The sequence below is a fragment of the Bacillus sp. LNXM12-1 genome (assembly GCF_003004375.1).
Taxonomy (GTDB): Bacteria; Bacillota; Bacilli; order Bacillales; family Bacillaceae; genus Bacillus.
On the sequence record NZ_PVWX01000001.1, the window covers coordinates 369,998 to 390,234 of the forward strand.

22 protein-coding genes are annotated in these 20,237 nt (G+C 40.1%); 16 read left to right on the top strand and 6 right to left on the bottom strand.

Annotated features, from left to right (window positions below; genetic code table 11):
- Nucleotides 1-149: 149 nt before the first annotated feature.
- The 4 genes from C6Y07_RS01860 (at nt 150) to C6Y07_RS01870 (ending at nt 3,899) form a co-directional block, all read left to right on the top strand.
- A complete protein-coding gene (locus C6Y07_RS01860) occupies nt 150-1,241 on the top strand; it encodes a Rap family tetratricopeptide repeat protein (RefSeq protein ID WP_106061489.1) in 1,092 nt (363 codons plus the stop codon).
- Between the two features lie 2 nt (nt 1,242-1,243).
- Nucleotides 1,244-1,378, top strand: a complete 135-nt coding sequence (locus C6Y07_RS19175; RefSeq protein ID WP_258182056.1) for a hypothetical protein — start codon at nt 1,244-1,246, stop codon at nt 1,376-1,378.
- Nucleotides 1,379-1,503: 125 nt separating this feature from the next.
- Nucleotides 1,504-3,426: a T7SS effector LXG polymorphic toxin gene (locus C6Y07_RS01865; protein ID WP_066030868.1), complete on the top strand. Its 1,923-nt coding sequence runs from the start codon at nt 1,504-1,506 to the stop codon at nt 3,424-3,426.
- The gene (locus tag C6Y07_RS01870) at nt 3,426-3,899 is read left to right on the top strand and encodes an antitoxin YezG family protein (RefSeq protein WP_060596377.1); all 474 of its coding nucleotides are present in this window, start codon (nt 3,426-3,428) and stop codon (nt 3,897-3,899) included. The genes C6Y07_RS01865 and C6Y07_RS01870 overlap by 1 nt, the downstream gene beginning before the upstream one ends.
- Nucleotides 3,900-4,170: 271 nt before the next feature.
- On the opposite strand, the gene C6Y07_RS01875 is transcribed toward C6Y07_RS01870, so the two are convergent.
- Nucleotides 4,171-4,632 (bottom strand): macro domain-containing protein, encoded by a 462-nt coding sequence (locus C6Y07_RS01875; protein ID WP_060596379.1) that lies wholly within the window; start codon nt 4,630-4,632, stop codon nt 4,171-4,173.
- Between the two features lie 206 nt (nt 4,633-4,838).
- Between C6Y07_RS01875 and C6Y07_RS01880 the strand changes: the two genes are divergently transcribed.
- Both C6Y07_RS01880 and C6Y07_RS01885 read left to right on the top strand, forming a co-directional pair.
- Entirely contained in the window at nt 4,839-5,381 is a 543-nt protein-coding gene (locus tag C6Y07_RS01880; RefSeq protein WP_066030867.1) for a GNAT family N-acetyltransferase, read from the top strand.
- Between the two features lie 141 nt (nt 5,382-5,522).
- A complete protein-coding gene (locus C6Y07_RS01885; protein WP_066030866.1) occupies nt 5,523-6,104 on the top strand; it encodes an undecaprenyl-diphosphatase in 582 nt (193 codons plus the stop codon).
- A gap of 52 nt (nt 6,105-6,156) precedes the next feature.
- On the opposite strand, the gene C6Y07_RS01890 is transcribed toward C6Y07_RS01885, so the two are convergent.
- Nucleotides 6,157-6,528 carry an iron chaperone gene (locus tag C6Y07_RS01890; protein WP_034660752.1) on the bottom strand — a complete coding sequence of 124 codons (372 nt, stop codon included), beginning with the start codon at nt 6,526-6,528 and terminating at the stop codon, nt 6,157-6,159.
- A 506-nt stretch (nt 6,529-7,034) separates the two neighbouring features.
- Nucleotides 7,035-7,280 (bottom strand): hypothetical protein, encoded by a 246-nt coding sequence (locus tag C6Y07_RS01900; protein WP_034660753.1) that lies wholly within the window; start codon nt 7,278-7,280, stop codon nt 7,035-7,037.
- Nucleotides 7,281-8,038: 758 nt separating this feature from the next.
- Here C6Y07_RS01900 and C6Y07_RS01905 point away from each other — a divergent pair.
- Together C6Y07_RS01905 and C6Y07_RS01910 are read left to right on the top strand one after the other, a co-directional pair.
- The gene (locus C6Y07_RS01905; protein WP_106156169.1) at nt 8,039-9,151 is read left to right on the top strand and encodes a Rap family tetratricopeptide repeat protein; all 1,113 of its coding nucleotides are present in this window, start codon (nt 8,039-8,041) and stop codon (nt 9,149-9,151) included.
- Between the two features lie 461 nt (nt 9,152-9,612).
- Nucleotides 9,613-9,849, top strand: coding sequence for a hypothetical protein (locus C6Y07_RS01910; RefSeq protein ID WP_060596409.1), 237 nt, complete (start codon nt 9,613-9,615; stop codon nt 9,847-9,849).
- A gap of 27 nt (nt 9,850-9,876) precedes the next feature.
- Here the strand turns inward: C6Y07_RS01910 and C6Y07_RS01915 are convergent, their stop codons facing one another.
- Both C6Y07_RS01915 and C6Y07_RS01920 read right to left on the bottom strand, forming a co-directional pair.
- Nucleotides 9,877-10,572: a YoaK family protein gene (locus tag C6Y07_RS01915; RefSeq protein WP_106030930.1), complete on the bottom strand. Its 696-nt coding sequence runs from the start codon at nt 10,570-10,572 to the stop codon at nt 9,877-9,879.
- A gap of 34 nt (nt 10,573-10,606) precedes the next feature.
- A complete protein-coding gene (locus C6Y07_RS01920) occupies nt 10,607-12,472 on the bottom strand; it encodes a DNA ligase D (RefSeq protein ID WP_106061551.1) in 1,866 nt (621 codons plus the stop codon).
- 114 nt (nt 12,473-12,586) lie between these two features.
- Between C6Y07_RS01920 and ku the strand changes: the two genes are divergently transcribed.
- Nucleotides 12,587-13,435 (top strand): non-homologous end joining protein Ku, encoded by an 849-nt coding sequence (gene ku / locus C6Y07_RS01925; RefSeq protein WP_003211891.1) that lies wholly within the window; start codon nt 12,587-12,589, stop codon nt 13,433-13,435.
- A 146-nt stretch (nt 13,436-13,581) separates the two neighbouring features.
- On the opposite strand, the gene C6Y07_RS01930 is transcribed toward ku, so the two are convergent.
- Nucleotides 13,582-14,025, bottom strand: a complete 444-nt coding sequence (locus C6Y07_RS01930; RefSeq protein ID WP_060596411.1) for a DUF2188 domain-containing protein — start codon at nt 14,023-14,025, stop codon at nt 13,582-13,584.
- Between the two features lie 160 nt (nt 14,026-14,185).
- On the opposite strand from C6Y07_RS01930, the gene C6Y07_RS01935 reads away from it, so the two are divergent.
- The 7 genes from C6Y07_RS01935 to C6Y07_RS01965 all read left to right on the top strand — a co-directional run bounded on the left by C6Y07_RS01935 (nt 14,186) and on the right by C6Y07_RS01965 (nt 20,228).
- On the top strand, nt 14,186-14,659 hold the full coding sequence (locus C6Y07_RS01935) for a VOC family protein (protein ID WP_060596412.1): 474 nt from the start codon (nt 14,186-14,188) through the stop codon (nt 14,657-14,659).
- 48 nt (nt 14,660-14,707) lie between these two features.
- Complete coding sequence (locus tag C6Y07_RS01940; RefSeq protein WP_106038673.1) at nt 14,708-15,121, top strand: Rrf2 family transcriptional regulator; 414 nt, start codon at nt 14,708-14,710, stop codon at nt 15,119-15,121.
- A 131-nt stretch (nt 15,122-15,252) separates the two neighbouring features.
- Nucleotides 15,253-16,104: an SDR family oxidoreductase gene (locus C6Y07_RS01945; RefSeq protein WP_106072779.1), complete on the top strand. Its 852-nt coding sequence runs from the start codon at nt 15,253-15,255 to the stop codon at nt 16,102-16,104.
- Nucleotides 16,105-16,294: 190 nt separating this feature from the next.
- Complete coding sequence (locus C6Y07_RS01950) at nt 16,295-17,011, top strand: (Fe-S)-binding protein (protein ID WP_106047941.1); 717 nt, start codon at nt 16,295-16,297, stop codon at nt 17,009-17,011.
- A 21-nt stretch (nt 17,012-17,032) separates the two neighbouring features.
- Nucleotides 17,033-18,454, top strand: coding sequence for a LutB/LldF family L-lactate oxidation iron-sulfur protein (locus C6Y07_RS01955; protein ID WP_106156171.1), 1,422 nt, complete (start codon nt 17,033-17,035; stop codon nt 18,452-18,454).
- Nucleotides 18,454-19,176 (top strand): LutC/YkgG family protein, encoded by a 723-nt coding sequence (locus C6Y07_RS01960; protein ID WP_106156172.1) that lies wholly within the window; start codon nt 18,454-18,456, stop codon nt 19,174-19,176. The genes C6Y07_RS01955 and C6Y07_RS01960 overlap by 1 nt, the downstream gene beginning before the upstream one ends.
- Nucleotides 19,177-19,319: 143 nt before the next feature.
- Nucleotides 19,320-20,228: a DMT family transporter gene (locus C6Y07_RS01965; RefSeq protein ID WP_066030861.1), complete on the top strand. Its 909-nt coding sequence runs from the start codon at nt 19,320-19,322 to the stop codon at nt 20,226-20,228.
- Nucleotides 20,229-20,237 lie beyond the last annotated feature (9 nt).

Below are 20,237 nucleotides of genomic sequence, written 5' to 3' on the forward strand. Positions count from 1 at the left end.
CACTCTACATAAAACATACCTTTTATAGATAAGTATTTTTGCATTTTGCGGGATACCGAAAACTTTTAAAATGAACACTTCGACTTTACATATGTTGTAAATTCCATGTTAAAATTATACAAAGGAAATGATAGCAAGGGGGTAATGGGATGTCAGGTTTGATCTCCTCTGTAGATGTAGCAAACACTCTCAACAAATGGTATTTACATATTAAAAAGAGGGAAGTTTCACAAGCAGTAGAGTTGAGGGATGAGATTCAAGAAATGTTAGGCGAAATGGAAGAAAATCAAGATGTTTTACTCTATTTCAATATTCTTGATTATAGATTTAAGGTACTGATGGAAGATTTAGTGGGGCAACCAACAATAACAGAAAGTGAAAGAGTCAAAACAGATGACATGCTAAGGTTTTACTTTTATCTTTTCAAAGGTATGTACGAGAGTGCAAAGAATAATTATTCAGAAGCTCTAGTCCTATTTAGAGTGGCTGAGAGACAATTGGACAAGGTACATGATGAAATTGAAAAGGCTGAGTTCCATTATAAAATTGGCACACTCTACTATTTCAATAAGGTCACGCTCCTTTCTCACCATCATCTACAAACAGCAAAGGACATCTACAAAGGTCATGAAGGCTACAGCATACAGACCATAAACTGTAATATGTTGCTGGCATTAAATTTGATTGATGATGGTAGACTAGACAAAGCTGAAAGAATGCTTTTGGAGTGTGTTGATAGACTGATTGAAAAGAATGATAAGAGATTATTAGCGTTGGCTTATTATGATTTAGGATTTCTCAAAATTCAGGATGACCACCATATAGAAGCAATAGAATATTTCAACAAAGCAATTTCCGCAGATGATCTAAAACAGTCAGCTCCTGTTTCATACTTACAATGTGCGTATGAATTTGCAAGATCAAGCCATAAATCAAATCAAGTGGATAAGGCAATAAGTTGGGTTGCTGAGGGGAAATCCTTTTCTAAAGATCAGCAGAACACAAACTTTATTTTGAAATTCAATATCCTTGAGAAATGTTATACAACACCACAGGAAAGCTATGAAGATATCAAGAAAGGGCTATGTCTTTTGGAAGAAAGGAAAGCATATGTTGATATAGAGGCTTTAGCTCCTGATGTTGCATCCATTTATAAGAAGTTAAATCTTTATGAAGAAAGTAACTACTTCTTGGAATTGGCCTTAAAATCTTGTACGCTTATAGGAAAGGAGGTCATATGATCATGAAAAAAATAATGATGATGATTACTACTGCTTTGCTATTAGGTACAATTCTTGGAATACCTGTTGGACAACAAACTCAAGCAGATGCTAAAAATGAGGTAGTGTTGCTTTTCTCAAGAGGTGCAGGATCATAAAAGCGTAGGATTTTAATCCACCACTACGGAGGATAATTGGTTTAAAAACGATAAAGTGGATTAAAGTGTCAGGCTCCTTATGGTATTCTAGTAAAAGAATATTCCATAAAAGGAGTCTTTTTTATATGAAAATATTAGATGCTCCATCTTTACTATCAGCTGTCGAACAGAGGTCAAAGGCCTATCATGAGCTTCAAGAAGAAATGAAACTTGTGAAAAAAGCATTAAAAAGTGTATCGGGATTAGGTGACGAGTTTACTGGAAAAGGTGCAGATAATATCAAAGCTTTTTATAATGATCTTGCACTATACACGGACACTTATCTTGATTTTCTCGATATGCAAAAGGCTTTTTTAGATGGAGTGAAAGGAAAGCTTGATGATGAATCATTAGGCGGGAGTACATTTATTGATGAGCACTTCTTAGACGCTCAATTGAAGCAAGGCATTCAGAACAATCAAGATATGGTCAAGGAACAAAAAGAAGCTCTTACGGCAATTTTTGACGATATTAGTGATTTGATTGAATTGCAGACATTTTCCAGTAAAAAAGTAGACGAGCACTTAGATGATGCGAACAAAAAAAGAAAAGATGCAATTGAGGCTATACATACATTAGATCATGCCCTAAAAACAGAATACGCAAAATCAGAAGCGATTGAGAAACATCTTGCAACTTTTTATACAAAAATGATGGCTGCTACAGGAAAAGGAAAGAACGCTCAGCCCATGTATTATGATGCAAAAGCATTTCATGAGACAGATGTGTACAAGAATCATGATAAAATCGATGCTCAGGTGAAAGCGTATTTAAAAGTGAAAAAAGAAGAAAAAGAGAAACGAAGAATCAAAGAATTGAAAGAAAAGCTCAATGATCCTTCGTGTATATCAGTAGAGAAATACTTTGAGATTGTAGACGAAATTGGATATGAAAATCTTTCTTACGATCAAAAAATGTATTACAGCCAGCTGCTCCAAATCAAAGCGCAGGAAGAAGCATCAGAGGTATTTGTTGATAGTGTAAAAGGTGCTGCAGTTGGTCTATATGATGTGGCAAAAGATACAGTTGTTGGCATCTACGATCTTGTAACAGACCCTGGAGGTGCCGTTGAATCAGTCGTAACGGCTGTTTCTCACCCAATTGAAACATCGAAAGCGATTGGAAAATCAATTTCAGACTCATTCCAAAAAGAAGTCATAGATGGTGATGCGTATTCTCGGTCACACTGGTTTGCCTATGCGACTGGTTCTTTAGCAGAAATCGTCTTTGGTTCTAAAGGGGCAGGAGCCATTACAAAAACAGGGACAACAGCGGCCAAAACTACGGTGAAGAAAGGGCTTGAACAAGGAGTAAAATCATTAGATAATGTCTCCATTCCGAATCTATTGCCATACTCACCAAAGTTCCAAATAGCTGGTGGAGGGAAACTACCGTATAACGTTTTTGACGGGGAGAATATCAAAAATAAACTCCTTTCCATGGCAAAGCGTCTAGACAACAACTCAGGATACGGCATCTCTCAGACAGGTAGACGCTTACCAGCACCAAAATCACCGCCAACCGTTGTAAGTTACGGAGATCACTATGTAAGGTGGAAACGCAAAAAAGTATTAAAACCAAATGTCGTTTATTCAACAAAGCAAGGGTACACCTACACAACCGACCACTACGGAAGGATTGTCAAAGTCGAAGCAAGTGATTTAAAATACGGAGAGATCAAAAGAAACCAATACGCTCAATCCAATTCAGGAAAGCCTGACAGATTACTAGATGATGATGGTGGGCATTTAATTGCTTCAATTTTTAAAGGATCTGGAGATATTGATAATCTTGTGCCGATGAATGGGAATTTAAACAAAGGTGAGTGGAAAAAGCTTGAAAATACTTGGGCTGATGCTCTTCAAAATGGTGATGAAGTTAAAGTGAAGATTACACCTAACTATAAAGCGGATTCTCTACGCCCAGAAACTTTTGATATTAAATATAAAATCGGTGATGATGAATGGGAAATCAAAAGGTTCGACAATGTGTATGGAGGTAAAAAGTAATGAATGAAGAAAAAATAGAACATTTGTATAAAGAGATAGTTGATGTTGTAGTGGGAACAATACCAATTGAATGGGGAAAGGTGTATTTATATGGTGAGGTAGTTGAAGGTTCTCAAACTGTTTACTTTTATTTTTCATCTAAAGAAAATGAGGGTAAACTGGTATATAGTCATGAGATCACTGAACTTTTTGAAGTGAGTGAACATGAATACAAAGAAAGATGGCATCAATTAGTTGACTGTATCCAAGAACTTAAGAGAGAGTTTGAACAAAATGGTCAAGAACCTTGGACAAACTTCACAATGATATTTGATGAAACGGGGCATTTTAATATAGAATTTAATTATGATGACCTTTTGAATACAAACCCTCATGAAAGAAAAACTATTTGGAAATATAATCATCTAGGTATTATACCTAAAAGTAATTCTGGTAAAAAACATTTAGAAAAATACTTCTCTACATTGGAGTAACTTTTAGAGATGTTATAAAATTCGTTTTGATAGATTAAAGAAATAAAGACTAGAGAACATATTGAGAGCATCATTCCAAGCAGAAATGGTGCTCTTATTCAATAATGCCCCCTATTAATCAATAACAAAACAGACACACTTAGCAACAAAATAAAAATCAATACATATGGAATCAACTGTGTATTGATTAGCATGTCAAAGAAACCGATTCACGAAAGCAAAAATATCGAAAAACACAATATTCTTTTCTAATTAAATCTTTCTTTTCACTTTATCGAAACCAATAAACCGTCACTTCACAATCACCCAATACCTCTTCAATCATGTCTTCAACAATCGTCCAATCGCCGCCCGCCAGTCCGCAGCCGATCCCGTAAGGAATGGCGATGGAAGTTCGGTTTTTCTCTTCATGTGAATGGGTTACTGTGTCTTTTAGGCTTTGTAAGCAGCTGCGTAAGGCGTCGTAATCAGTTTGCATTCTTTTTCTTCCGTATCCAGTTTGAGCAAATAAGTTGGCAATTGTTTTTCCGTCATTAGTTGTGATGAGTTGAACGGAGCTTAACAAGTCATCTCCTTGTTCTGTACATAATTGTTTATACTCTTTGTATACATTGGGGTATTTGCTTTTGATTTGTTTGGCTAATCCAGCGCCCATGACCCCTTTACAGTTCACCTGGTGACAGATGATGTCTTCACTTGCCTCTAAAATGTTACCATCCACTGTTTTGATCATATCAAGTAACCCCTTTTTAATAAAATAAATAGAAACTTATGTTCTATTTTATCAGTTTTGATCAAATTATTTAATAGCAAAAATGCTTTTTATGAGTTTCGTTTATTTGAAGACACTTCACAACAACTTGATTGTCAAAGCTGGTGCATGTCATCTAAAATATGGAGAGACTAGAAAACACGAAATGATGCAAAGAGGAGTCATTTATGAATCAATTAGAAACGAATCGTTTAAATCTTAGACCGTTTTGCGATGAAGATGCGGCAGGGGTGCTGGAGTACTTGTCCAATCCAAGAGTAAATTGTTTTCTTAGTGATCGAATTTTTTCATTAGAAGAAGCTGTGGCTAAAGTGCAAAAGAGAAAAGAAGATCATTCATATGTAGCGGTTTGTTTAAAAGAAAGTCAACAAATTATCGGTGAGTTGTTTCATTTAAAAGAGGAGCCTGATACGTATTCAATCGGCTGGAATTTCAATGCAGCATATGAAGGAAAGGGGTATGCACGTGAGAGTGCTGAAGCATTCTTGACCTATTTATTTGTAGAAAAGGGAGCAAGGCGGCTTTATGCCTATGTAGAAGATGATAATGTCCGTTCACAGGCATTATGTGAGCGATTAGGCATGCGGAAAGAAGGCCTTTTTCTTGAGTTTATTTCATTTACTACTTATGAGGACGGCACCCCTAAATATGAAAACACGTATCAATATGCTTTGCTAAAAAAGGAATGGGAGCAGCATCACTCTCTATAGAGCACTCAGTGAATGATGTGCAGGTGACAGCAAAGTGACAAACATGTCATATGATTCCATGGTTTGTTCGTTCGATCGATGGAGCGGTCATCTCATTTCAATTATCCTTGTCATAAATCGAGGAAAAAGGGATGAAATGAGATGCAGGGATATAATGAAGATTTATTTAGGTGGGTGAATCAGCTCAGTATCGATCATGGTTACTTGAATCCGTTATTCATTGGACTAGCTGAATATACAGTGCTGTTAGCAGCGCTCATGTGTTTGTTCATATGGTTTCAAAATCGGAGCAGAACCAATAGGCGGGTGGTCGTATCTGCCGGATTTACTTTCATATTGGCAGAGTTAATTGGCAAAATTGCAGGAATTTTTTATTCCAACCAGCAGCCCTTTGCCGAAATGAGTCATGTCAATCTTTTGATTCAAAAGGAAGTAAATAACTCTTTTCCGAGTGATCATACCATCTTTATTTTTTCTGTTTGTCTGATCTTTTGGCTTTTTCACAAACGCCATGTTTATTGGCTGATCATTGCGTGCGCCGTTGGTTTTTCAAGGATTTGGGTAGGTGTCCATTATCCATTTGATGTCTTAGCAGGTGCTGTCATAGCGTGTTTAACAGCGGTCGCTGTTGTATATTTGCCGATATGCCAAAGGAGCGTTAATACCATTTTGTCATGTTATGAGTGGCTTGAGCAGAAAGTTGTAAGGAAGAGAACAAAATAACATGTTGCAGCAAAATACCCCGATCTGTTAATGGCTCAGATCGGGGTGCTTTTTATTTTCGCCAAAACGTTGAACAATCCGCTTTGTCTTCGATATTAAATTCGATGATTTTTTTTAGGAGAGGATAATCAACTGGCAAGCTTTCCTTCATGCGAAACATCTTTTTTCCATGATCGTAACCCGCTTGTACAATGTCAGCTGAAAAGTGATCGATTCCTTTACCTTCTGGTGCGACAGAAATGTGATGTTTTGCTACGCTAAACCCAATAATAAATGTGCCGTGGTCTGTGAACATGGGCTGATTCCAAGCAATTCTTGGCTCTAATTGAGGGAATGTGTCTAAAATCCATTGTAAAATGTCTTGTGTGCGCTGCTTCAGCTTTGGATTACCGATATTGCTTACATATTCTTCAAACACATGCATGATGTTTTATCCTCCAATTCCATCGACCTCATACGTCTCAGACGGGATTCGAACCCGCACTCCTTTCGTAAGCATAGGTTAGGGGCAACACGCCGCTCTACGGAATTTCACCTGTCGCAGCTAGTGTGCTTTTCGATGCTTCTGAACCCTTACCTTGCGGCTCGCCAGCTATAATTCGTTTTACAGTGCTCTAGCCTTCTAGAGCTGCTGAGGCGCGGAAGTTATTGATCTTATTATATAGTAAAATGCTAATAGGGTTATTGTAAAGAAAAACCTATGTATAAAGAGATTAGGGAGATTAAACCAAAATATGCTCCAAAATTAACTATTACAAGGTATATAATGAAATCGGTATGAGTGAAAGATTGTATACACTTTTAAAAGCAAAGACTTTCCTAGACCTGGATTATGCTCTCAATGAGGTTTAATTTAAAGCACCCGTTTAGAGGAGTTTGACTTTGAAGTAAAAAACGACCCCAAAATTGGAAGTCGTTTTGTAAATATTTTTATTTTGAAACAAAGCATTTTCCGTTAGATAATACTTCGCATTTTACAAGGAAATAACTGTTACTACTTGTCCAAACTTGAGTGTAACTTACCCCATTTTGTTTAATTAATACGTAATCCCACTGATCAGGATAAGCATCTCTGACCCACTCTAACGGAGCAGCACTTGCAGTATTCATAGAAAATAACATTGTTGCAGAAAAGGCGATAGATAATACAGCTTTTTTTAATGTTGATTTTTTCAAACAAAACAACTCCTTAATTTGAATTAACCTATTATTTGTAAATAGGTTAATTCAATAGTATCAAAGAGAAAAAGTATTTTGTGTCGAATTTTGTAAAAATGCCTTAAATTTACCTATTTATATAAGGTGATAATTTTCACAATGTATGAATAAATCTTTTAACACTTTTAAAGGTGTATTGATTTGTTTTTTTATTTGCGTATAACTGGCGTCGTTTTCGGCGGAGCATGACGTAATATCGTATTATGCGATAGATTAATTGAACAGCTTTTAAAAGTGACTTTTCGTTCGGTAAATTTTGCGATTAGTTCCATGGGTTCTCTTTCTGCCGCTGATCTTTACGCGAATCGCACAAAATAGTCAAAGGCACATATGATAAAAGACCATATGGATTTGTATACAGCATTGAATTGGGCTGATAGAAGGTGACAAACCTGTTGATGAGTAAACTGAAAGAGATAAACTATCAAACAAAAATGAAGGCGTTACTCACAAGCGTTCAAGGACAAAAAGCCCCAAAAAAGGGCTTTTTTCATTTCATCACGAGATGATTGGGTACTTTAAAACCGAAAAAAGGTGAAATATTTACGCAAACATCATTGACTAGAAGAAAGAAACGCATTTTCAATGGAAACGGTTATTGAAGATTCAAGTGATTCATATTAAAATGATCTCAAATGGACAATTAGCAATTGCTAATAGAAGTTCCATATTTAGTGAAATCATGTGATGCAGCTGAAAGTGATTGGGGGTGTAGAATGAGCAAGATTCCTGTTGCGGAATTGGCATCATTATTAAATGACTGGAACATGGAAATCAAAAAAGATCATGCAGATGAGGCAGAACGGTTATTTGCTGAAGCGAAACAAGCGGTAGAGGAAATTGACGATGCGGACATCCTTATGTACTATTCTCTTCTTGAGAAGAGGCATCACATTCTCATGTACAATTTAAGAGGGCAAAAGGGCAGTGTTTCAACGAGAAGTATAGAAGGTCATCACGGAAAAAAAGAGGATGACTTGTCTAACCGACTTGCCTACTATTTTGATTTTTATGAGGGTGTGTATGAGCAGCATCAAGGAAATTACGAGGTTGCATTGCAAATGTATCAAAGTGCTGAAAAGCTCTTAGATAAAATTCCAAGTGAGATCGAACGTGCTGATTTCGATTTTAAGGTGGCCTGGCTTTACTACCGGCTTAGTCATATCATGCTCTCATTAAGCTATATCCGCAGAGCACTTCACGTCTATAAACGGCACAAGCATTATGAAAGAAGAACGGCACTTTCATACTCTCTCATTGCGGCGAATCAAACAGAGATCGGCCGGTATGAAGAGGCGCTTGAAAATTATCGTCTGGCGGAAGAGGTTTTGACAAGCGAGCAGGATGACTTTATGCTGGCTCAGCTCCATCACAATGTAGCCATTTTATATTCATTTTGGAACAAACCGAAAGAATCAATACGTCATCTTGAAAAAGCACTGTCCCATCAAGAATATTATGAGTCGGATTTCTTTTTCCATTCTACGTATCTGATCAGCCGGGAACTCTGTGTGATTGGTGAAAAGCAGCGTGCAAGCCAATATATAGAGGCTGCGTATGCCAGAATAAAAGATGCTTCTCATGAAGTGTTTCAGCTGAAAATAGGCATCGTCCATGACCTTTACTTAACGAATGCACCACAAAGATTTCAGCAAATTGATGAGAAATTAAGAAAGTTAGAAGAGAAGAATGAATATCATGAAGTAAAAGAGCTTTCACATTTTGCTGCTAAGTATTGTGAAAAGCAAGCACTTTATGAGCAGTCTGTTTTTTACTTGAACAAAAGTTTAGAAGCGGATTTACATATGAAAAGAATGGGGTTGATTTAAGATGAAAACAGGTTTAAAAGTATTATTCGTTGTAGGTTTAGCGATCGCTGCGTCAGTTCTGACTCAAAACGTTGCGGGTTCTTTCGAAGTAGCAGAAAAAATCATTGGTGGTTAATCCACCATTTATCTCTCGCCCTTGTTGATCATCGTCAGCAAGGGTTTTTTGTATGTTGTTAATAGGCTCTTCTTATTAAACGCTACAAGAACGTTTAATAAGAAGAATTCGCAACAAAGGGGGTGTGCAAATTTGTTACCTGCCCCATTATTCTAAATAAACATAGGGCAGCGCAACAAGTTAAAAAGGTCACCTTTCTTTGCTTAATTTAATTTTTTGCAGGACTTTTCATTCACATTTTATCAAATTGGTCTATTGTACATAGAAGTAAAAGAAAAAGTCGGAACACCGCTCCATTTGTCATGCATATGATGTGATGAGTTGTTAGACGAAAGCAGGTGATTGTATGTATCCACGAGTTTATGGAGGTTTTCATGGAGGCGGTTTTAGCGGTGGGGGAGCACATATCGGATCGGTTGGTTCTCATATCGGCTTTGGCGGGTATTATGTGAGCCCTGGTGTGTTTTCTGGTTTAGGCGGTTTCCCTGGATACGGTGGATTCGGGACATTTTCTGGATATCCGTATGGCTCCACGTTCATTATGGGGCGTCCTCCTGGTTTTTATGTGAGAAGTTATGAGTGAACGTTGAAATAGCCATCTAACGATTGACTATTTCAATTGGTGAAAATGCTTCAATGCAGCAGTGATCACAATCACCCCAAGGATAGAGATAGGCAGCCAAATGATGATAAACGGATCGTACGCATCTGTGTATGCCGCTAAAGCGGCACCTAGGCAGTAAAAGACAATAGAGCCTATTCGCATGAAACTGACATGCTGAATAGGAGCTTTTCTTTTTTCCCGGTGTGAAATGCGCTGAGCCAAATCTTCAAATAGGTTAGCGAGTGTACTCGTTAGAACCGTTGTGGAAATGCCAGCCACATTTAATTTGCGGGCGGCCGCTGTCTGGAGACCCATGGCCATACTTAAAAGGATAATCAGCATAAAATAAGCACCTTGTGTATAAGGGAATATGGTCATGAGAGCAAATAGAAGTAGTATCATGACTTCTATGATAAAGATACGTGTAACGGCTTTTGGCCAAAATGTTTTCTCATGCTTTCCGCCTATCACAACAGCAAGTAAAACCCCTAGAACGAATCCACTCAGTGCAGTGATGGAATGAAGGGCTGTTAGCTGCAAGGAGCTTCCTGCTGCAATGCCAAGCAGCACAATATTACCTGTCATATTGGCTGTAAACACATGCCCTAGGCTCAAATAGCCAATCACATCCACAATTCCTGCGGAAAGGCACAAGAAGATTAGTGCTATATTTCGAAATGAATGTGCGGTCAAAATGGTCATCCCTTTCTTACTCTCTAATGAATAAGTGTAACGCTTAATGACCGCGTATGTCCATCTTATGTGCCGGTATGATGTCTTCAAGCCGATGTAAGACTTGTCTGAAAGTGTCATCATTTACAAGATGCCTCATGCGGCGGAATGGATCGCCTTTTTCCTTTAGACGCTCTATAACAACTGGCATGGTAAACAAAGAAGGATGAAGTCCATCTTGATGGAGTTCGTCCCATTCAAGCGGTGTCGCTACAAGTCCAAGCTCATTTCCTCTTGGTGAATAGGGCGCGATGATTGTTTTTCCAGCATCGTGCTGAATATAGTCTAAATACAAGCGATTGCCGCGTTTTTTCTTAAGGCGTTCTAAAGTAAATAGCTCAGGAGCTTGTTCACATAAAAATTGACATATAAACGCGGTGAATGATCTCGTTTCTTCGTATGTGAAGGCATTTTTCTTTAATGGAATATACACTTGCAGTCCTTTACCGCCGCTTGTTTTAATAAAGGCTGTGAGAAAGAGACCGTCTAAAAGCGCTTTGATTCGCTTGGCAGCCTCTATGGCTAGATGAAACTCGTTAACAGATGGCGGGTCTAAATCAAAGACGATTTCGGTCGGCCGGTCCGTATCCCTTGTTTCAAAAGGAATATGAAATTCCATCGCCAGCTGGTTACCGAGCCAAAGAAGCGTCTGCGGGTCATTACAGACCGTGTAAGCAATATCATCAACTTGATCGGTCAACACAAAATCTGGTGCATAATCAGGTGTCGACTTTTGATAAAAGAATTCATCCCCAGCGCCATGAGGGAACCGAATTAAAGTAAGTCGTCTTTCACGTAAAAAGGGCAAGAGATAGGGAGCCGCTTGTCTCAAATAAAGTAAGTAATCTGCCTTGTTCAGATGAAGAGCCGGCACAATCGGTTTTTCAGGATGAGTGACCTCAATCACGGCAGGGAGCGGATACAGCTGTTTGAGCATTTGCTGAAACGTACATGCTGCTGGGTCAGTATCTAGTAAAAAGGAAGAAAAACGCGGCTCTCTTAAGGCGGATCCATCAAAGGATATACAAGCAATACTGGCGACGATAGAAGGAGGGATTTCATATCCTGATGCTCCTTTTAGCTGGCCTTTAGTTTGAAAGAGTGTACGTAGCGTTTGTTCTTCTTCTTTAGAAAACCCATGCTTGAATTGGACAACCTCGGTGAGATGATGATCTTGATAAATACAGCCTTGGAAATAGCCATTTTCTTTATCAAAACGAGTCACAATGACAGAGACATAGCGCCAGTTTTTGACTTTCAGCCATTCTTTTGACCGGGTATTGTCGTGCCATTTACTCGTCTTTTTTTTCGCAACGAGTCCTTCTGCTAAATACGTCGTCATCAGCTTTTTCATATATTCATGATTTGTGTCTGTATGAATAAGTTGAAGAAGGGAAGGGTGCTCCAACTGAACAGTTGGCGGAAGTTTTGCTTCTTGGAAAACTTGCTGTAACTGTTTTTTCCTATCCATCAACGGTAAATCAACAAGGGATCTCCCTGTGCATCTTAATAGATCAAATGCAATCAAATGACATGGAAACCGCTCAGCCTGCAGCTTTATAGCCTCTTTGTTTTTCAGCCTGCCTCTTTGCTGAACCCTCGCAAAATCGCTTTGCTGTTCATCCAGTAAAAAGACCAATTCCCCATCAAACGTAAGTGGTAAAAAAGGAGCAAACTGGTCCCTTAATTGTTCGCACTGTTCAATAACCTCAGGAAACTGTTCGTTTAATCGTTTTCCGGCTCTACTTTCTAAATGAATCTCGTTTTCCTCCCACATCAGGATGGTCCGAAAGCCATCATATTTTAATTCATACACCCAGTCTGAACCGGTAGGAATATCATGTGCCGCCGTTAATCGCATAGGTTTCATTGTCATGTCACTTCCTCATATGATGTGTTCTTAGAGTGGGATGAAATTTTCATTCGCATACATAAGTCTAACGAAAACATTACATAGTAAGGAGAAAAGAACGGAGGCGACGCGATGCATACAGTTTGGAAAGGCGGCATTAGCTTTGGACTAGTCAATATTCCAGTTAAGCTGTTTACTGCTACAGAGAACAAAGATATTAAATTAAGACAGCTGCATAAAGAGTGTCACACGCCCATTAACTATAAAAAGGTTTGTGCCAACTGCGGGGAAGAGGTGGCACCAGAACAAATCGTCAAAGCGTACGAGTATGCGAAAAATAAATTCATTGAATTAGACGAGGAAGAGCTTGAAAAACTGCGAAAAGAAAATGAAGAAAAAGCGGTTGAAATCATTGATTTTGTGAAAATAGAAGAGATTGATCCAATCTATTATGAAAGAAGTTACTTTTTATCGCCAGATACGGGCGGTGCGAAGGCTTATTCATTATTAAGAAAAGCTTTAGAGGAATCGGGAAAAATTGGTGTGGCGAAGATTATGATCCGCTCAAAGGAGCAATTAGCGATCGTTAGGTGCTATGAACATATTTTGCTGATGGAAACCATTCATTTCCCTGACGAAATTAGACAAGTATCTGATGTACCGAATATCCCCCAAGAGGAGAACATTGTGAAAAAGGAGTTAGATACAGCGCTCCTTTTAATCGAGCAATTAACCACAACTTTCGATCCAGCGGCATATCAGGATGAATACAGAGAACAGCTGATGAACTTAATTGGCGATAAAATATCTGGAGAACATACGGTTCAGCCAGAAACGACAGGCAAAAAAGATCCTGCATCCAATGTGACTGATTTAATGGCAGCTCTACAGGCTTCAATCGACCGATCAAAACCAGCCAAAGCGAAAAAAGCGGCTCCTAAAAAAAGAAAAGCACCAGCGAAAAAAGAAAAGAATGCATAAGAAAAGACCGCTTATGGGCGGTCTTCACTTTCTTCTTTTCAGCGTGATAGAAAACCTTTGAAGTCTAGGAAGGACAAGCACCGGAGCGCAGACCTGACAACGAATGCGAGGGTTTGCCTACACGCTGAGACCGCTTACGGGCGGTCTTATTGCGGTTTTAACACGTCCTGAATTTCCCCGTCTTTTCTGTGAATAACAACAGAAGTCCCTTTATTAGATGCAATCTCCTTTGCCCGGTCAATTGCTTCTTGTTTCGTTTCTTTGACCTCACTTGCTCGTTTCGCTTTCTCTGTCTGAACCGCCCAGCCTTCTTCATGTTTGACGACATGCTGCGCATGATCCATGAGCTCTGGTCTTGCGGAGCTGCTGTTTTTAGAAGGCGTGACTGAACCATGAGCTGAGAAATTCTCTATCTCATTCTTCGTTGCATTCTTTTTCCACTCTTTCGCTTGACTGATCGCAATTGGGATGGCTCTATTTTCGTCATAGCCTTCCTGTATCATTTTGTTGGCAATCTCAAGCGCTTTTTTTCGAATGACGTTATCTAACGATTGAAATGAAGCCGGATAATCATTCATCGTCCAAGGCATATGAAACGCTCCTTTCTTTTATTTGAACACCTTCCCCCATCTGCAATGGATCAAACATATCATTCTTCTCAAACCAATGAAGGGGATAAAATACATCGTTTTGCTGAGGCGGAATCTCATCAAATCCAGCAGAATAGAAGGGAGAAAAGGAGTGGTTTTGATGATGATAAAAGGTTTGTATGAAGCCCATTTACCTGTGAGTGATTTGAAGGCATCTATTGCGTTTTATGAAAAATTGGAATTGACACTTGCTCACGAAAATGAACGAGTTGCTTTTTTATGGATTGAGAAAGGAAAGAGCTGGCTTGGCTTGTGGAAAGTAGATATGAACGCCTATCCATACCATCCATCAACTCGGCACGTTGCCTTTCAAATTACAACGTCCAGTATCGAACAGATCAAGGCTTGGCTGGTTGAAAAAGGCATCAGTATTCACCCAATGTTTGGCTTTTCAGAAGAGGAACAGCCTTTAGTTCTGGATAATCCGCCGCAATTTCATGCAGCGATCTATTTTCTTGACCCAGATGAGAATTTGCTTGAATGCATTGCCCCGCTTGAACTTGATACAGCAGAAGACTACGATATCATGACATATGAGGACTGGGATCGAAAGAAAAATCCGTTTATTGATTGACAAAATCACTCATTGTAACTATATTGATTACAACGGTGGTGAAAGATTGTGAAACAAATTAGCAGCAGGTATCCAATTGCTGTTCATATTTTGTCATTTATTGCAGGTGTTCCAAAAGAGTGTACAGGGGATTTTATTGCGGAAAGTGTGAATTCAAATCCAGCCATTGTTCGAAAAATGATGGCAATGCTCAAACGGGCGGGTCTTATTGAGATTCGCCGTGGAGTAGGCGGGGCTTATTTAAAAAGACCGGCAGAGGAAATCACGCTGTTAGATGTGTACCGTGCTGTCGATGTAAGCGAGGATGAAGAATTATTTAACTTCCATCAGCCAGTCATCGCATGTCCGATTGGTCAAGCAATGGATACAAGACTGAGGAGTGAACTAAAAGAAGCTCAGGCAGCGCTTGAAAATCACCTCAAACAAGTGACCATCCAGCAATTGTTGACAGAGTCAGAATAAAAGAAGCTCAGGCTGAACTTGAGCTTTTTTTACACCAGTTGTTGTAATCGAGATGGTTATAACGAATAAACGGATACGTAAAGCTGTACCAAAACATCACCGTCGAATCACAAAATGAGGAGGTCAAACAAATGAAGTTATTAGTAACAGGCGCAACAGGACAGCTTGGATCGCTCGTCGTCCAGCATTTGCTTACAAAGGTACCGGCTGAACAAATTGCGGTCAGTGTTCGGGACCCGCAAAAAGCAGCACATTTGAAGGAAGCTGGGGTGGATGTATGCCATGGAGACTTTACTCAGCCAGACACCCTTAAGGCAGCCTTTCAAGGCATTGACCGTCTTTTGATGATTTCAACTGCAGAAGGAGACCGCGTGCAGCAGCATACGGCTGCCATCCAAGCGGCGAAAGCAGCTGGTGTATCCTTTATTGCTTATACAAGCGTTGTGAGTGCAAGAGAGAGTCAGCTTGTCCTTGCACATGACCATGCAAAAACAGAAGAAGCGATTGTGGCCTCTGGCATTCCTCATGTGTTTTTAAGAAACAATTGGTATGTAGAAAACGAAAAAGATACGATTCTAGCAGCCGTTAGCGGCGCACCATTTTTAAGTCCAATTGGTGATGGCAAGGTTGGCTGGGCAACAAGAAATGACTACGCAGAAGCGGCCGCAAATGCGTTAACACTTCCTGTACATGACCAGGAGATATATGAGCTGTCAGGACCTCTTCGGACGCATACTGAACTTGCACACATTGTCAGTGAGGTAAGCGGAAAAGAGATCAAAGTCGAGCAAATTGATGTCGACACATTTGGAGAATTTTTAGCTTCAAATGGTGTACCAAAAGAAGCTGTGCCATTTGTCAAAGCCATTCAAAGCGGCATTCGCGATGGTGCCTTAGCCGTTGAAAGCCGTGATTTCGAACCATTATTAGGCCGGCCCTTAACACCTATTGAAGAAAGAATTCGTGAATTGATTTCAAAATAAATCTTCTCAAGCGCCCTATCAAAAGGGCGTTTTTTTCATTCAAGCTACACATGCCATATGTCCAAATTTAGACAAATCACTTCGTTGAAATTTCAGAAATTTGGGATTAAAATGAAAATAAGGCCTGTTATTTCGTCATCAGATGACCAAAATGATGAATCAAATTGCAGCAAAGAAGGGAAGTTCGCCGATGAAAGTCCATTTATTCGTTACCTGTTTAATTGACACCATGCAGCCAAATGTAGGAAAGGCGACAGTGAAAGTACTAGAAAGGCTCGGTGTAGAAGTGGAATTTCCAGAGGCACAAGTGTGCTGCGGACAGCCAGCCTTTAACAGCGGCTATACAAAAGAAACCATCAAAGCAGCAAAAAACATGATCAAAGCCTTTGAATCAGCTGAATATGTCGTGACGCCGTCAGGTTCTTGTAAGGCGATGTTTTTAGAATATCCTCATCTTTTAAAAGAAGACCCAGTGTGGTCAGCAAAAGCTGAGGCACTTGCTGAGAAAACATATGAATTAACCGAGTTTATTGTTGATATATTACACGTCACAGATGTAGGGGCGAGCCTGAAAGGAAACGCAGCCTATCACACATCCTGTCATATGACGAGACTGCTGCGAATTAAGGAAGCACCTTTCACACTGTTGTCAAATGTCAAAGATTTGACGATGACACCATTGCCGCGCGCAGAAAATTGCTGTGGATTTGGAGGAACCTTTTCAGTAAAAATGACATCTATTTCTGAGCAAATGGTCGATGAGAAAGTCCAAAGCATAGAGGAGACAGGCGCTGAATACATTATTGGTGCTGACTGCGGCTGTCTGCTGAATATTGGCGGGAGGCTGAATCGTCTTGATAAGCCCATTCAAGTGATGCATATCGCAGAAGTATTAAATAGCCGCTGACTTTAAGAGGGGGAACGGCACATGAGTATGAAAATTGGAGAGAAGGGCTTTAAAGAACGAATCGGGGAAGGGTTAGAAGATACTGTCATGAGAGGTGCTGTATCCTCAGCGCAGGAACGCCTGTATGAAAGGCGGCTATCTGCGAGCGAAGAGCTTGGCAACTGGGAAAAGTGGCGAGAACTTGGCGAGGAAATCCGGCAGCATACGATGACGCATCTTGATGACTACTTATACCAATTAAGTGAAAGCGTTAGTGCACGTGGAGGACATGTCTTTTTTGCAAAAACAAAGGAAGAGGCATCGGCGTATATACAAAATGTGGCACAGAAAAAAGCGGCCAAAAAGATCGTTAAATCAAAATCAATGGTCACAGAAGAAATTGAAATGAATCAAGCGCTTGAAGAGATCGGCTGTGAGGTGGTGGAAAGCGATCTTGGCGAGTATATTCTGCAAGTAGATGATCATGAACCTCCTTCACATATTGTGGCACCTGCTCTTCATATGACGAAAGAACAAATACGAGAAGTCTTTCACGAAAAGCTCGGATATGAGATGTCAGAGACACCTGAAGATATGACGAGTTTTGTGAGAGCCATATTACGTGAAAAGTTCCTCGAAGCTGACATTGGTGTCACTGGCTGTAATTTTGCTGTCGCCAATACAGGTTCCATTTGCCTTGTGACAAATGAAGGGAATGCGGATCTTGTCACAGCTATTCCGAAGACACATATCGCCGTTATGGGCATGGAACGGATTGTTCCAACGATGGAGGAACTGGATGTCCTTGTTGGTCTTTTGTGCAGAAGTGCAGTTGGTCAGAAATTAACAAGTTATATTTCTGTCGTCGGGCCAAAAGGAGGAGAAGAAGTGGATGGACCAGAAGAATTTCACTTGGTCATTGTAGACAATGGGCGGTCCAATATATTAGGTACTGCCTTTCAGCCTGTTCTCCAATGTATCCGGTGCGCAGCCTGTATTAATGTGTGCCCAGTTTACCGGCATGTGGGCGGACATTCATACGGATCGATTTATCCGGGGCCAATTGGCGCTGTTCTTTCGCCGCTTCTTGGCGGCTATGATGACTACCAAGAGCTCCCCTTTGCATCAAGCCTTTGCGCAGCCTGCACAGATGCTTGTCCAGTAAAGATCCCGCTTCACGAGTTATTAATAAAACATCGACAAGTCATCGTTGAAAAAGAGGGGAGAGCGTCTAAAGCTGAAATGATGGCGATGAAAATGTTCGGAATGGGCGCATCGACTCCCGGAATGTATCAATTCGGAACAAAAGCAGCCCCTGTATTGATGAATCGTATGGCTTCAAACGGACAGATTTCAAAAGGAATAGGTCCTTTAAAGAATTGGACAGATATTCGTGACCTGCCAGCTCCAAGTAAAGAAAGATTCAGGGATTGGTTTAAAAAGAGACAGAAGGAGGAGCAGTGATGAAGGGAACCATTTCTCACCGAGAGTCGTTTTTAGCTCATATCCGTAAGCAATTAGGTAAAGATTCCTCCCCGTCTGCATCTATTCAGCGTCCAGCTTGGAAGCATCAAGTCCAGTGGGAAACAAACGGACTTTTGTCTAAAGAAGAAATAGTCGAGCAACTGAAGAAGCAATGTCAACGAATTCACACAAGAGTGGTCGAAACAACACCACAGGAAGCGCCCTCTGTATTAAGATTATTGATGACAGAGTATGGAGAGGGTTCTGTGATGACGCCTGTCGATCATCGTTTTGAACAATATGGATTTCATCCGATGTTTGACAGCTTGCAGCACGAAGGATTCGCAGTCACCAGCTGGAATGCTGAGGCATCAAGGGAAGAAAATATCAGGCTGGCAGAACAAGCGACATATTCGGTTGTATTCAGTGATTACACCCTTGCAGAATCAGGTACAGTCGTCCTTTCATCCCATCAAGGCCAAGGCAGAGCGCTGCATTTTTTACCGATGATGTATATCGTGTGTATCGAAAAAAGCACAGTGGTTCCGCGGATGATTCAGGCTGTTTCGGCTCTTAATCGCTCGGTAGAAGAGGGGGAGCAGGCGAAAGGTGCTATTCATTTCATATCAGGTCCGAGTAACTCTGCGGATATTGAGATGAATTTAGTGGTAGGTGTTCATGGTCCAGTTCGGGCCGTTTATCTATTGATAGATGATGAGTAGGGCTTTCGAGATGAAAGCTTTTTTTCATGCAAAAAAGCTCACACAAGTTTTAAAATCATCTTGCCTCTAGCGGATTGGACATAGTAAGATGACGACATACAAGATGAACTTCTCATCTACTGCTGATGTAAAGGAAGCTGCTTATGGAAATGAAGTCAACTGCTCAAAAGAAATCAATTGCACTACCGCTTGTGATTTCAATTATTGCCATTTCGTTTTCTGCTATCATTGTGAAATGGTCAAATGCACCTGCTGCTATTTTAAGCATGTATCGAATGATCTTTGCCGCGGCTTTTATGCTGCCGTTTATCCTGCCACGTAAAAAAGAATTTCTTTCAATAAAGCGCAGAGACTGGTTTTTCCTATGTATGTCAGGCTTCTTTTTAGGACTCCATTTTGTGTTGTGGTTTGGCTCACTGAAGCTGACGACTGTGGCAAGCTCTACTATTATTATCGCCCTTCAGCCGATGGTCTCCTTATTAGGCGGCTTTCTCATTTTCCGTGAACGAACCACGCTGCCCGCACTCTTGACGATGTGTGCAGCGATTGCTGGTGCACTCATGATTGGATGGGGAGACATAGGTCATAGCCAGGAAGCCATCCTAGGAGACATTTTATCCTTTTTAAGTGTGATCGCGGTTGTTTGTTATTTATTAATAGGTCAACAGGCTGTAAGGAAAATATCTCATTGGATTTATAGTTTTTGTGTGTTTGGTTTTGCTGGTCTTTTTTTAATTCTATTCAACCTAATGCAGCAAACTCCTTTTACAGGCTATCCGGGTAAAGAGTGGGGGATTTTTTTATTGCTTGCCATCATTCCCACCATGTCTCATGTCATTAATAATTGGCTTTTAACTTATGTCAATGCCACAACGATTTCAATGAGTATACTTGGCGAACCTGTTGGGGCCACGATTCTTGCTGTATGGCTACTTGGAGAGAAAGTCACGCTGTTTCAAATGCTTGGAGGTCTTCTTGTCCTTTTAGGCGTCTTTTTCTTTTTGATGCAGCAGCGTCAAGGAATTGTGATGAAACCAAAAAAATCCGGTTAAATCCCGGAT

Bases quoted from the DNA above. Each gene is read 5' to 3' on its own strand.
- C6Y07_RS01955 (WP_106156171.1), top strand. From the start codon at position 17,033: ATGAGTATGAAAATTGGAGAGAAGGGCTTTAAAGAACGAATCGGGGAA.
- C6Y07_RS01920 (WP_106061551.1), bottom strand. From the start codon at position 12,472: ATGAAACCTATGCGATTAACGGCGGCACATGATATTCCTACCGGTTCA.
- C6Y07_RS01910 (WP_060596409.1), top strand. From the start codon at position 9,613: ATGTATCCACGAGTTTATGGAGGTTTTCATGGAGGCGGTTTTAGCGGT.
- C6Y07_RS01930 (WP_060596411.1), bottom strand. From the start codon at position 14,025: ATGCCTTGGACGATGAATGATTATCCGGCTTCATTTCAATCGTTAGAT.
- C6Y07_RS01965 (WP_066030861.1), top strand. From the start codon at position 19,320: ATGGAAATGAAGTCAACTGCTCAAAAGAAATCAATTGCACTACCGCTT.
- C6Y07_RS19175 (WP_258182056.1), top strand. From the start codon at position 1,244: ATGAAAAAAATAATGATGATGATTACTACTGCTTTGCTATTAGGTACA.
- ku (WP_003211891.1), top strand. From the start codon at position 12,587: ATGCATACAGTTTGGAAAGGCGGCATTAGCTTTGGACTAGTCAATATT.
- C6Y07_RS01945 (WP_106072779.1), top strand. From the start codon at position 15,253: ATGAAGTTATTAGTAACAGGCGCAACAGGACAGCTTGGATCGCTCGTC.
- C6Y07_RS01905 (WP_106156169.1), top strand. From the start codon at position 8,039: ATGAGCAAGATTCCTGTTGCGGAATTGGCATCATTATTAAATGACTGG.
- C6Y07_RS01870 (WP_060596377.1), top strand. From the start codon at position 3,426: ATGAATGAAGAAAAAATAGAACATTTGTATAAAGAGATAGTTGATGTT.
- C6Y07_RS01915 (WP_106030930.1), bottom strand. From the start codon at position 10,572: ATGACCATTTTGACCGCACATTCATTTCGAAATATAGCACTAATCTTC.
- C6Y07_RS01885 (WP_066030866.1), top strand. From the start codon at position 5,523: ATGCAGGGATATAATGAAGATTTATTTAGGTGGGTGAATCAGCTCAGT.
- C6Y07_RS01880 (WP_066030867.1), top strand. From the start codon at position 4,839: ATGAATCAATTAGAAACGAATCGTTTAAATCTTAGACCGTTTTGCGAT.
- C6Y07_RS01860 (WP_106061489.1), top strand. From the start codon at position 150: ATGTCAGGTTTGATCTCCTCTGTAGATGTAGCAAACACTCTCAACAAA.
- C6Y07_RS01950 (WP_106047941.1), top strand. From the start codon at position 16,295: ATGAAAGTCCATTTATTCGTTACCTGTTTAATTGACACCATGCAGCCA.
- C6Y07_RS01875 (WP_060596379.1), bottom strand. From the start codon at position 4,632: ATGATCAAAACAGTGGATGGTAACATTTTAGAGGCAAGTGAAGACATC.
- C6Y07_RS01935 (WP_060596412.1), top strand. From the start codon at position 14,186: ATGATGATAAAAGGTTTGTATGAAGCCCATTTACCTGTGAGTGATTTG.
- C6Y07_RS01865 (WP_066030868.1), top strand. From the start codon at position 1,504: ATGAAAATATTAGATGCTCCATCTTTACTATCAGCTGTCGAACAGAGG.
- C6Y07_RS01960 (WP_106156172.1), top strand. From the start codon at position 18,454: ATGAAGGGAACCATTTCTCACCGAGAGTCGTTTTTAGCTCATATCCGT.
- C6Y07_RS01890 (WP_034660752.1), bottom strand. From the start codon at position 6,528: ATGCATGTGTTTGAAGAATATGTAAGCAATATCGGTAATCCAAAGCTG.